The organism is Trabulsiella guamensis ATCC 49490 (genome assembly GCF_000734965.1).
In the GTDB taxonomy this organism is placed as follows: Bacteria; Pseudomonadota; Gammaproteobacteria; order Enterobacterales; family Enterobacteriaceae; genus Trabulsiella; species Trabulsiella guamensis.
On the sequence record NZ_JMTB01000078.1, the window covers coordinates 1 to 11,973 of the forward strand.

The following is an 11,973-nucleotide window of genomic DNA, read 5'->3' on the forward strand; positions in this document are numbered from 1 at the left end:
GTAAAAAGGCGCCCTAAAGGCGCCTTTTTGCTGTCTGCAATCTCAACGATTCGAACCTGCCGCAGGTTCGGGTCGAACGTAGTGAGACAACGGAGCCGCCAGCGGCGACGATCCGAAGGGCGAGCGAAGCGAGTCATCCTGCACGACCCACCAATGTAAAAAGGCGCCCTAAAGGCGCCTTTTTGCTATCTCCAATAACAACAAATCCTTCAAGTTCCTGAACAAACTGCCGATATTGCCATTTTAGGGCGAGAAAAGGAGTTTGCTATGACGACCATTCTGACTTCAACACCATCAATACAAAGCAGTACGCCGAGCGCGCCGCAGGGTGACGATACGGCAGCGCAAATCTCGCGCATCATGAAAAAGATTAGCGAGCTGACACAGCAGCTGAAAGATATCCCTAACTCCAGTGCCAGTGTCGAAGAGAAGAAAAAACAGCAGGAGCTGATTCAGGCGCAAATCAAAGTGCTGCAGGCGCAGCTTGCCCAGTTACAACGTAAGCAGGCCGAGGAAGCGCAGCAAAAACAGCAGTCTCAAGAGGTCAAAGCCACTGGCGGTACTAGCGCAGCCAGTCAGTATCAGATCGATATTTACATCTGATACCGCCGCTATCAATGCGAGCAGTCGACACCCTTTTTACCTGCTCGCCCTCTGCCTCCCCTGCTCTCCTGGCATGAAGAAGACAAGAATACCGTTTTATTTCTCAAACCAGACAACGCACAATAGTGTTATCGAATTTGAGGAGTGTTTATGAAACTGTTTCGTATTCTGGATCCCTTTACGCTCACATTGATTGTCACCGTCCTGCTGGCTTCATTTTTCCCCGCTCAGGGCAGTTTTGTTCCCTTTTTCGAAGGTCTGACGACGGCGGCTATCGCCCTGTTGTTCTTTATGCACGGGGCAAAGCTGTCACGGGCTGCCATTATTGCCGGGGGAAGTCACTGGCGGCTGCATCTGTGGGTAATGTGCAGCACGTTTGTGCTGTTTCCTGTCTTAGGGGTGCTGTTTGCGAAATGGGCGCCGGTGGATGTCGATCCGGCGTTGTATACCGGGTTTTTGTATCTGTGTATCCTGCCCGCGACGGTGCAGTCTGCGATTGCTTTTACCTCGCTGGCAGGGGGTAACGTCGCGGCGGCCGTTTGTTCCGCGTCCGCGTCTAGCCTGTTAGGGATATTCCTGTCGCCATTGCTGGTTGGGCTGGTGATGAACATTCATGGCGCGGAAGGCAGCCTGGAGCAGGTCGGTAAAATCATGCTGCAACTGCTGCTGCCCTTCGTACTCGGTCACCTGTCTCGCCCGTGGATTGGCGAGTGGGTCAACCGGAATAAAAAGTGGATTGCCAAAACCGATCAAACGTCGATTCTGTTTGTCGTTTACTCCGCCTTTAGCGAAGCGGTGGTGAATGGTATCTGGCATAAAGTCGGTATGGGTTCGCTGCTGTTTATCGTGGTCGTCAGCCTGGTATTGCTGGCGCTGGTTATTGTGGTCAACGTGGTGGTGGCGCGCAAATTCGGCTTCAGCAAAGCAGACGAAATCACGATTGTTTTTTGCGGTTCGAAAAAGAGCCTGGCCAACGGCATCCCGATGGCCAATATTCTCTTCCCGACATCGATGATTGGGATGATGGTGCTGCCGCTGATGATCTTCCATCAGATCCAGTTGATGGTCTGCGCTGTGCTGGCGCGTCGTTACAAACGCACCACCGAAAAACTACAGCAGAAACAGGCCAGCGCTTAACGCGGCTTTTTCAGGGGCTGAACCAGATGTGTCAGCCCTTCAGTTTTGATAAGCAGTGTAAACTCCATCAACTGACCAAGATGCCCGGCCGGAAACTCATCCTTACGGGCAAACCACAGCAGATATTCTTCCGGCAAATCAATCAATCTGCGGCCTTTGTATTTGCCGAACGGCATTTCTGTGTTGGCTATCTCGACAAGTTGTTCGCGGTCCACATTACGCCCCCAGCAGCCGCAGCATTTCGGCTTCGTCGATGACCTCAATCCCCAGTTCCTGCGCTTTGGCAAGTTTAGAACCCGCTGCTTCACCGGCAATTACCAGATCGGTTTTCTTCGACACGCTGCCCGCCACTTTTGCGCCCAGCTCAGTGAGTCGCGCTTTCGCCTCATCACGAGAGAGCTGGCTCAGGCTGCCGGTCAGCACGATGGTTTTCCCGGCAAACGGGCTGTCTATCTCTTCGGCGTTAATAACCACCGGCGCAGGCCAGTGCACGCCCTGATCGCGAAGCTGCTGAATGACGTCGCGGTTGCTCTCTTCGGCAAAGAAGTTGAAAACATGCGTGGCAACCACAATGCCGACATCCTGCACTTTTTGCAGTTCTTCAATCGATGCCGCCGCCAGTGCCTCAATAGTGCCGAAATGCGCGGCTAACCCGGCTGCTGTCGCCTCACCCACTTCGCGGATGCCAAGCGCATACAGGAAACGGGCAAAGGTGGTTTCTTTCGCCTTTTCCAGCGCATCCACCACGTTTTGTGCCGACTTCGGCCCCATGCGATCCAGACCTGTCAGCACACCCGCCGTCAGTTTGAACAAATCTGCCGGCGTATGGACATACTCTTTTTCCACCAGTTGGTCGATGATTTTATCGCCCATGCCATCGACATCCATCGCCCGGCGTGAAACAAAATGCTTCAACGACTCTTTGCGCTGAGCGCCGCAGATCAATCCACCAGTGCAACGCGTTACCGCTTCACCTTCAACGCGCTCCACATCAGAACCACACACCGGACAGTGGGTCGGGAATTCTACAGGACGAGTATCCTCAGGGCGCTCTGAAAGGATAACGTTGACCACCTGCGGGATAACATCACCGGCGCGACGGATCACTACCCGATCGCCAATCCGCAGCCCCAGACGCTCGATTTCATCCGCATTATGCAGGGTCGCGTTGCTGACCAGCACGCCCGCCACCTGCACCGGCTCAAGGCGCGCCACGGGGGTAATGGCGCCAGTGCGCCCGACCTGAAATTCGACATCCCGCACGACAGTCATCTGCTCCTGCGCCGGGAATTTAAAGGCCACCGCCCAGCGTGGCGCGCGCGCCACAAAGCCCAGCTGTTCCTGCAGCGCCAGCGAGTTGACTTTAATCACCACACCGTCGATATCAAACCCAAGCGTGGGCCTGTCCGCTTCCACTTTATGGTAAAACGCCAGCACAGCCTCGGGGGAATCACACAACGTTACCCGGTCGCTGACCGGCAATCCCCATTCTTTAAACTGCAGCAAACGGCCCAGATGGGTATCCGGCAATTCGCCCCCTTCCAGGATGCCAATGCCGTAGCAAAAGAAAGTGAGCGGTCGCTTCGCTGTAATGCGCGGGTCGAGCTGGCGCAGAGAGCCTGCCGCAGCATTACGCGGGTTAGCAAATACCTTGCCGCCAGTACGGCGGGCCTCTTCGTTGATCTTCTCGAACCCGGCCTGCGGCAGAAATACTTCGCCGCGCACTTCAAGGCGTGAGGGGATATTATCGCCGCGAAGCTTAAGCGGAATAGCGCGGATAGTCCGCACATTAGTGGTGATGTCCTCACCGGTTGTGCCATCGCCACGCGTTGCCGCCTGCATCAGCACGCCGTTTTCATACAAAATGCTTACTGCCAGCCCGTCCAGTTTCAGTTCACAGCAGTAGGTCAATGCGTCAGTGCTTTTCAGGCGATCCTGTACGCGTTTGTTGAAGGCGAGAAAGCTCTCTTCATCAAATACGTTATCCAGCGACAGCATGGGAATTTCATGGCGGATCTGGCTGAAGGACGTTAGTGGCGCGGCACCAACACGCTGCGTGGGGGAATCGGGGGTGATTAGCTCAGGATGCTGAGCTTCCAGTTCGCGCAATTCGCGCATCAGGCGGTCATATTCTGCATCCGGGATTTCCGGGGCATCCATCACGTGATAGAGATATTCATGATGGCGAAGCGTGGTTCGCAGTTCTGTTAGTTGTTGTTCAATAGAGTCCATATCACACCATCAATGATAAAAAACCCCCGACAGGCGGGGGTTCAGGAGATATTGCGACACACCAGCGATCAGGCGTTGGCGTCTCTGACTTCGCGAATGCGATCCTGATACTCGCGCAGTTTTTGCGGGGTCATCATCCGGCGCTGATCATCCAGCACCACACCACCGACTTCGTCCGCAATGTACTGTGCGGATTGCAGCATCAATTTAAAGTTTTGCAGTTCGTCGCCATAAGACGGCACCTGCATAAATATGGTGATCCCCGGCGTTGCCATATCGACCATGCTTTCCGGATCAAATGTCCCCGGTTTGACCATGTTCGCCAGGCTGAAGAGTGCCGGGCCGCTACCATCCGGGCTGAGATGACGATGGAAAATATTCATGTCGCCAAATTTAAAGCCGGCCTGTTGAATACTGTTAAGTAGCAATTCGCCGTTGATCTGCGAGCCCTGATGCGCCGCGACGTTCATCACGATCACAGCTTCTTTGCGCTCTTTTTTCTCAGGCGCAGGCGCGGCTTCCGCTACCTGAGGTTCAGGCGCAGGCGCTGGCTGCTCGGGTTCAACCGGCGCTGGTTCTGGTTGCTGCTGTGCGGGCTGTGGCGGCGGTGGAGCAACAGGCTCAAACTGCAGTTGCTGCTGCGCAGGCTGATGCGGTTGTTGCACATGCGGCTGCTGAACAGACTGCGGTTGAGAACGCGCGGCAGAGGGTGATTGCGTTGGCTGATGCGCCGGAGGCTCCTGGCGAATCGGCTGCTGAACCTGACGCTCATAAGGCGGCTGGTACTGGTGTTGCGGTGACTGGCGAGAGGCATCTTGCTCCCCGCGAGGTGCATTCTGGGCAGGGGTCACCCGGTGAACACGTACTTCACCCACACCTTCGTCATCAAAGCCGTCATCGTCAGACTCATCGTCGTCATCACGCTGCGACTTCATGCGCTTCAGCGGGCGATCGCGGAACATGGAAGAACGTTCTTTGCGACTGGTCCAGAAACCGTGAACCAGCAGTGCAAGTATGGCGATCGCGCCAACTATGATTAATATCAGACGCAAATCCTGCATCATTATATTCTCTGTTGTTCTAACACCTTGCCACCACGGCAAACATTTACTCACTAAGAGTATTTGCCGTTGACCTCAAGTGCAAGTGTGTGGGTGGATTTCACCCCATAAAGATGAACTAAATCGTGCTTTTTGCTGCTTTTTCGAACATTTCTGAACTGGTTATTCACAGACAACCCGATAAGATAGATGGGCATTTCATCAGGCTGTTATAAAAGGAGCATCACCTGATCATGGTTTCATCTTCTGCAACTGCCCCGCGTAGCGGTGTCTATTACTTTTCCCAGGGCTGGAAACTGATCCGTTTACCGGGTATTCGCCGTTTCGTGATCCTGCCGTTGCTGGTCAATATTGTGCTGATGGGAAGCGCATTCTGGTGGCTGTTTACGCAACTCGACAACTGGATCCCCTCGCTGATGAGCCGTGTCCCTGACTGGCTGCAGTGGCTGAGCTATCTGCTGTGGCCTGTCGCCATCATTTCCGTGTTGCTGGTGTTCGGCTATTTCTTCTCGACGCTTGCCAACTGGATTGCCGCCCCTTTCAGCGGCCTGCTGGCCGAACAGCTTGAAGCAAGACTGACCGGCGCGACGCCGCCCGATGTCGGCATCTTCGGCATCATGAAAGATATTCCGCGCATTCTGAAACGCGAATGGCAGAAGCTGGCGTGGTATCTGCCGCGTGCTGTGGTGCTGCTGATCCTCTACTTCATTCCTGGTATCGGTCAGACCGTGGCGCCAGTGCTGTGGTTCCTGTTCAGCGCCTGGATGATGGCAATTCAGTATTGCGACTATCCGTTCGATAACCATAAAGTGCCTTTCGCCACCATGCGCGAATCGCTGCGCACCCGCAAATCCATCAACATGCAGTTTGGCGCGCTGACCAGCCTGTTCACCATGATCCCGGTGCTTAATCTGGTGATCCTGCCGGTCGCAATCTGCGGCGCCACTGCCATGTGGGTCGACTGCTACCGCGACAAACACGCGACGTGGAAATAATCTGAAAAAACGGGTGGCTTATGCCACCCTTATTCCATACCGATCATCTTTATTTCACATCAGCATATAGATATGCGAAATCCGTACTTCCGCATATTCCCTGAGCAGGTATGCTGAGGGCGGTTCCCAATTTCAAACAGTTAAGGACGGGCTATGAGCAAGATTTTTGAAGATAATTCGCTGACAATCGGTCATACGCCGCTGGTTCGACTGAACCGAATCGGTAACGGACGCATTCTCGCAAAGGTAGAATCCCGTAACCCAAGCTTCAGCGTCAAATGCCGTATCGGTGCCAATATGATTTGGGATGCCGAAAAGCGTGGCGTACTTAAGCCTGGCGTTGAGCTGGTTGAGCCGACAAGCGGTAACACCGGGATTGCGCTGGCCTATGTTGCCGCCGCTCGTGGTTACAAGCTGACGCTGACCATGCCGGAAACCATGAGTATTGAACGCCGCAAGCTGCTGAAAGCGCTGGGTGCCAATCTGGTGTTGACGGAGGGCGCGAAAGGGATGAAAGGCGCTATTCAGAAAGCAGAGGAAATTGTTGCCAGCGATCCGGAAAAATACCTGCTGCTGCAGCAGTTCAGCAACCCGGCTAACCCGGAAATTCACGAGAAAACCACCGGCCCGGAAATCTGGGAAGACACTGACGGCCAGGTTGATGTGTTTATCTCGGGCGTGGGTACCGGTGGTACGCTGACCGGCGTCACCCGCTACATCAAAGGCACCAAAGGCAAAACTGACCTCATCACCGTGGCGGTTGAACCGGCTGACTCACCAGTCATCGCGCAGGCGCTGGCGGGTGAAGAAATCAAACCCGGCCCGCATAAAATCCAGGGTATTGGCGCAGGCTTCATACCGGGCAACCTTGATCTGAAGCTTATCGACAAAGTGGTTCCCATCACCAACGAAGAGGCTATTTCTACGGCGCGTCTTCTGATGGAAGAAGAAGGAATTCTGGCGGGGATCTCCTCCGGAGCAGCCGTTGCTGCGGCGCTGAAGCTTCAGGAAGATGAAACCTTTACCAACAAGAATATTGTGGTTATCCTACCGTCGTCGGGTGAGCGCTATCTGAGCACCGCACTGTTCGCCGATCTCTTCACTGAGAAAGAACTGCAACAGTGATGCCAGGTTGAGGATATTGCGTAAAAAAGCACCCAACCGGGTGCTTTTTTGTGGTGTACTTCAAATTTTCACCCCCCCTGCCATTGCTTCACCTCGTCGGGTCTGGTATTTAACCATCACATTTATTTTGAAGCGCGAAATTATTCATTACACCTTTTCCGCATGCTGAATCGATTTTATGATTTGGTTCAAGTCTTGCTTTCGCGGCATAATGTTTAATGACGAGCTAAACGTCAGTGGCCAGAAGTGCCCGTCAGGATTGCGTATAATGTCTGAGTCGCGATCATAAACGCCGGCGCTAACTATACAGGCTAAAGTCCAGCCGCCAGGCTAGACTTTAGTTCCACAACACTAAACCTATAAGTTGGGGAAATATAATGTTCCAGCAAGAAGTTACTATTACCGCTCCGAACGGTCTGCACACCCGCCCTGCTGCTCAGTTTGTTAAAGAAGCGAAAGGCTTCACCTCTGAGATCACTGTGACCTCCAACGGCAAAAGCGCCAGCGCAAAAAGCCTGTTCAAACTACAAACTCTGGGTCTGACCCAGGGCACTGTTGTTACTATCGCCGCAGAAGGTGATGATGAGCAAAAAGCTGTACAGCATCTGGTAAAACTGATGGCGGAACTCGAGTAAGTTCTGGAGTTCTTTTAAATATCAGTCACAAGTAAAGGTAGGGTTATGATTTCAGGCATTTTAGCATCCCCGGGTATCGCTTTCGGCAAAGCACTTCTGCTGAAAGAAGACGAAATCGTCATTGACCGGAAAAAGATTTCTGCCGATAAGGCTGACCAGGAAGTTGAGCGTTTTCTTAACGGGCGTGCTAAGGCATCTGCGCAACTGGAAGCGATCAAGACAAAAGCTGGTGAGACTTTCGGTGAAGAAAAAGAAGCCATCTTCGAAGGGCATATCATGCTGCTCGAAGATGAGGAGCTGGAGCAGGAAATCATAGCCCTGATTAAAGATAAACACATGACTGCTGACGCAGCGGCTCATGAAGTTATTGAAGGTCAGGCCACTGCGCTGGAAGAACTTGATGACGAATACCTTAAAGAACGTGCGGCTGACGTACGTGATATCGGTAAACGTCTGCTGCGCAATATTCTCGGTCTGGCTATCATCGACCTGAGCGCGATTCAGGATGAAGTCATCCTGGTTGCTGCTGACCTGACCCCATCTGAAACCGCACAGCTTAACCTGAAAAAGGTGCTGGGTTTCATCACTGACGCCGGTGGTCGCACCTCTCATACCTCTATCATGGCGCGTTCTCTGGAACTGCCTGCCATCGTAGGTACTGGCAGCGTCACCGCTCAGGTGAAAAACGACGATTATCTGATTCTGGATGCCGTAAACAACAAGGTTTACGTCAACCCAACCAACGACGAAATCGAAAAACTGCGTGCCGTTCAGGAACAGGTTGCGACTGAAAAAGCCGAACTGGCGAAACTGAAAGATCTGCCGGCCATTACGCTGGACGGTCACCAGGTGGAAGTCTGCGCCAACATCGGTACTGTGCGTGACGTCGAAGGTGCAGAGCGCAACGGCGCAGAAGGTGTTGGTCTGTATCGTACTGAATTCCTGTTCATGGACCGTGACGCGCTGCCGACGGAAGAAGAGCAGTTTGCGGCCTACAAAGCGGTAGCTGAAGCCTGTGGCTCTCAGGCCGTGATCGTCCGCACCATGGACATCGGCGGTGATAAAGAACTGCCGTACATGAATTTCCCGAAAGAAGAGAACCCCTTCCTGGGCTGGCGCGCTGTGCGTATCGCCATGGATCGTAAAGAGATCCTGCGTGACCAGGTTCGCGCTATTCTTCGCGCGTCCGCTTTCGGAAAACTGCGCATTATGTTCCCGATGATCATCTCTGTTGAAGAAGTGCGCGCACTGAAGAAAGAGATTGAGATTTACAAGCAGGAACTGCGCGATGAAGGCAAAGCCTTTGACGAAAGCATTGAGATCGGCGTAATGGTGGAAACACCGGCTGCGGCGACCATTGCGCGCCATCTGGCCAAAGAAGTTGACTTCTTTAGTATTGGTACCAATGATTTAACACAGTACACTCTGGCAGTTGACCGTGGTAATGATATGATTTCACATCTCTACCAGCCGATGTCACCGTCCGTACTGAACTTGATCAAGCAAGTTATTGATGCTTCTCATGCAGAAGGTAAGTGGACCGGCATGTGTGGTGAGCTTGCAGGCGACGAACGTGCTACACTTCTGTTGCTGGGTATGGGTCTGGACGAATTCTCTATGAGCGCCATTTCCATCCCGCGCATTAAGAAGATTATTCGGAACACGAACTTCGAAGATGCGAAGGTGTTAGCAGAGCAGGCTCTTGCTCAACCGACAACGGACGAGTTAATGACGCTGGTTAACAAGTTCATTGAAGAAAAAACAATCTGCTAATCCACGAGATGCGGCCCAATTTACTGCTTAGGAGAAGATCATGGGTTTGTTCGATAAACTGAAATCTCTGGTTTCTGATGACAAGAAAGACACCGGAACCATTGAGATTGTTGCACCGCTCTCTGGCGAAATCGTCAACATCGAAGATGTGCCGGATGTTGTTTTTGCTGAGAAAATCGTTGGTGATGGCATTGCTATCAAACCAACTGGCAACAAGATGGTTGCGCCTGTAGACGGCACCATCGGCAAAATTTTTGAAACCAACCATGCGTTTTCTATTGAATCTGATAGCGGCATTGAGCTGTTCGTCCACTTCGGTATCGACACCGTTGAACTGAAAGGCGAAGGCTTTAAACGTATTGCTGAAGAAGGTCAGCGCGTGAAAGTTGGTGATCCGGTTATCGAATTCGATCTGCCGTTACTGGAAGAAAAAGCCAAATCAACCCTGACGCCGGTTGTGATCTCTAACATGGACGAGATCAAAGAACTGATCAAACTGTCCGGTAGCGTAACCGTGGGCGAAACGCCGGTTATCCGCATCAAGAAATAAGTTATTCTCTTGCTGCACAGCAATAAAAATGGCGCCTCCGGGCGCCATTTTCGTTTCAGAGAGCCGGTAAAATCAACTCGTCGTAGCCTTTTTCGAGCGTGTAGCGCATCACATCCACCACTCTGTCGCCCGCGGCCTGTACGGCTTCTGCCAGCGGTTTGCCCTGTACGATGTTACTCACCAGTTCCGAACAAAATAGATCGCCCGTACCTTTCAGTTCAGCTGCCACGCGCGGGTAATGACTCATCGCAACGCCACTGGCTGATACCATCACCACATGGACGCGATCACTGCCATCATTGACTGGCGCACTGGTGATGGCAACCCATTTCAGCGTGTCAGACAACAGCCCTTTGGCTGCCGCAATCGCGGAATCGAGATCCCGGCACGACTTACCGGTTAACACTTCCAGTTCAAACACGTTTGGCGTAATGCCTTGCGCCAGTGGCAATAGCAACTGGCGATAGGCGTCCGGCAATTCAGGTTTAACGTAAATCCCGCTGTCGGTATCGCCAATCACCGGGTCGACCATAATCAACAGATGCGGGTGTTTCTCCCGCTGCGCTGCCAGCCACTTCGCCAGAATCGCTATCTGGCTGGCGGTGCCCATATAACCGGTCGTGACCGCCTGCAGATGACGTAACGCATCGCGCTCGTCCAGCGCCGCCAGATAGCCACTGAACCACTCATCCGGGATCACGCCGCCATAAAACGTATCGTAATGCGGCGTATTGCTGAACAGCACCGTCGGCACCGCCAGCACATTCAACTGATGCAACTTAATGTTCGGTACGGCGACGCTGTTACCGACACTGCCATAAACCACCTGAGACTGCACGGCGACGATATCTGCCTGCTGTGCGCGGGTCTTGTCGCGAAATAAAATCATTTCCATGAGTCTAAATACCTGCCCCCTGGCTGTAGCTTTCTTCTCCGAATACGCCGGTGGAAAGGTAGCGATCGCCACGATCGCAAATAATCGCTACTACCACCGCACCGGGATGTGCTGTCGCTACTCTCAGCCCCCCGGCGACCGCGCCGCCTGAACTGACGCCGCAGAAGATCCCTTCGCGTACCGCCAGCTCGCGCATGGTATTTTCTGCTTCCTGCTGGTGAATATCCAGTACCTGGTCCACAAGTGCGGCATTGAAAATGCCTGGCATGTAAGCTTGTGGCCAGCGACGGATACCCGGAATGCTGCTCCCCTCTTCCGGTTGCAGGCCAACGATCGTGACCGGTTTTTCTTGCTCGCGCAGAAAACGTGAGACGCCGGTAATGGTGCCGGTGGTGCCCATGCTGGAAACAAAATGGCTGATCCGCCCCTGCGTCTGCTGCCAGATTTCCGGCCCGGTGGTGGTGTAATGCGCGTAAGGATTATCAGGGTTGTTGAACTGATCGAGCAGCCTGCCTTCACCGCGTTCGGCCATCGCCTGCGCCAGATCGCGGGCGCCTTCCATGCCCTGCTCTTTAGATACCAGAATCAGCTCGGCGCCGTAGGCGCGCATTGCGGCACGACGTTCCTGACTCATGTTGTCCGGCATCAGCAGCTTCATGCGGTAGCCTTTCAGGGCGGCAATCATAGCCAGCGCAATGCCAGTATTCCCGCTGGTCGCTTCGATCAGCACGTCGCCGGGCTTAATCTCGCCGCGTTTTTCCGCTTCAACGATCATCGACAACGCAGCGCGGTCCTTTACTGATCCGGCCGGATTGTTGCCCTCCAGTTTGACCCAAATTTCGCTGCCGTTGTCCGGCCCCATTCGCTGCAATCTGACCAGCGGAGTATTGCCGATGGTGTGTTCTAATGTATTCAAAAGTGCTATCCAATAAAAAGCCCGGTAGCGCTTCGCTTACCGGGCCTACAG

General features: G+C 53.4%; 12 protein-coding genes and 1 other RNA gene. 8 read left to right on the forward strand and 5 right to left on the reverse strand.

The window, feature by feature from the left end; genetic code table 11:
• The first annotated feature begins 27 nt into the window (after window positions 1-27).
• From GTGU_RS24610 to GTGU_RS11340, 3 genes are all read left to right on the forward strand, one after another.
• Window positions 28-153, forward strand: a non-coding RNA gene (locus GTGU_RS24610) — RtT sRNA.
• Window positions 154-267: 114 nt separating this feature from the next.
• Window positions 268-603, forward strand: coding sequence for a FlxA-like family protein (locus tag GTGU_RS11335; protein WP_038156890.1), 336 nt, complete (start codon window positions 268-270; stop codon window positions 601-603).
• Between the two features lie 150 nt (window positions 604-753).
• Window positions 754-1,740, forward strand: a complete 987-nt coding sequence (locus GTGU_RS11340; RefSeq protein ID WP_038156892.1) for a bile acid:sodium symporter family protein — start codon at window positions 754-756, stop codon at window positions 1,738-1,740.
• On the opposite strand, the gene GTGU_RS11345 is transcribed toward GTGU_RS11340, so the two are convergent.
• The 3 genes from GTGU_RS11345 to zipA all read right to left on the reverse strand — a co-directional run bounded on the left by GTGU_RS11345 (window position 1,737) and on the right by zipA (window position 5,036).
• On the reverse strand, window positions 1,737-1,955 hold the full coding sequence (locus tag GTGU_RS11345; protein ID WP_038156894.1) for a DUF3820 family protein: 219 nt from the start codon (window positions 1,953-1,955) through the stop codon (window positions 1,737-1,739). The two genes, GTGU_RS11340 and GTGU_RS11345, sit on opposite strands and share 4 nt — an antisense overlap.
• 1 nt (window position 1,956) lies before the next feature.
• Window positions 1,957-3,972, reverse strand: a complete 2,016-nt coding sequence (ligA, locus tag GTGU_RS11350; protein WP_038156896.1) for an NAD-dependent DNA ligase LigA — start codon at window positions 3,970-3,972, stop codon at window positions 1,957-1,959.
• A 68-nt stretch (window positions 3,973-4,040) separates the two neighbouring features.
• Entirely contained in the window at window positions 4,041-5,036 is a 996-nt protein-coding gene (gene zipA, locus GTGU_RS11355) for a cell division protein ZipA (RefSeq protein WP_038156898.1), read from the reverse strand.
• Between the two features lie 230 nt (window positions 5,037-5,266).
• On the opposite strand from zipA, the gene cysZ reads away from it, so the two are divergent.
• From cysZ to crr, 5 genes are all read left to right on the forward strand, one after another.
• On the forward strand, window positions 5,267-6,028 hold the full coding sequence (gene cysZ / locus GTGU_RS11360) for a sulfate transporter CysZ (protein WP_038156901.1): 762 nt from the start codon (window positions 5,267-5,269) through the stop codon (window positions 6,026-6,028).
• A 153-nt stretch (window positions 6,029-6,181) separates the two neighbouring features.
• Entirely contained in the window at window positions 6,182-7,153 is a 972-nt protein-coding gene (cysK, locus tag GTGU_RS11365; RefSeq protein WP_038156904.1) for a cysteine synthase A, read from the forward strand.
• 377 nt (window positions 7,154-7,530) lie between these two features.
• Window positions 7,531-7,788 (forward strand): phosphocarrier protein Hpr, encoded by a 258-nt coding sequence (ptsH, locus tag GTGU_RS11370; RefSeq protein ID WP_038156906.1) that lies wholly within the window; start codon window positions 7,531-7,533, stop codon window positions 7,786-7,788.
• Window positions 7,789-7,833: 45 nt separating this feature from the next.
• Window positions 7,834-9,561 (forward strand): phosphoenolpyruvate-protein phosphotransferase PtsI, encoded by a 1,728-nt coding sequence (gene ptsI / locus GTGU_RS11375; protein WP_038156909.1) that lies wholly within the window; start codon window positions 7,834-7,836, stop codon window positions 9,559-9,561.
• A gap of 40 nt (window positions 9,562-9,601) precedes the next feature.
• On the forward strand, window positions 9,602-10,111 hold the full coding sequence (gene crr / locus GTGU_RS11380; RefSeq protein WP_000522253.1) for a PTS glucose transporter subunit IIA: 510 nt from the start codon (window positions 9,602-9,604) through the stop codon (window positions 10,109-10,111).
• Window positions 10,112-10,166: 55 nt separating this feature from the next.
• On the opposite strand, the gene pdxK is transcribed toward crr, so the two are convergent.
• Together pdxK and cysM are read right to left on the reverse strand one after the other, a co-directional pair.
• On the reverse strand, window positions 10,167-11,006 hold the full coding sequence (gene pdxK / locus GTGU_RS11385; protein ID WP_038156914.1) for a pyridoxine/pyridoxal/pyridoxamine kinase: 840 nt from the start codon (window positions 11,004-11,006) through the stop codon (window positions 10,167-10,169).
• 4 nt (window positions 11,007-11,010) lie between these two features.
• The gene (cysM, locus tag GTGU_RS11390; protein WP_038156917.1) at window positions 11,011-11,922 is read right to left on the reverse strand and encodes a cysteine synthase CysM; all 912 of its coding nucleotides are present in this window, start codon (window positions 11,920-11,922) and stop codon (window positions 11,011-11,013) included.
• Between the last annotated feature and the right edge of the window lie 51 nt (window positions 11,923-11,973).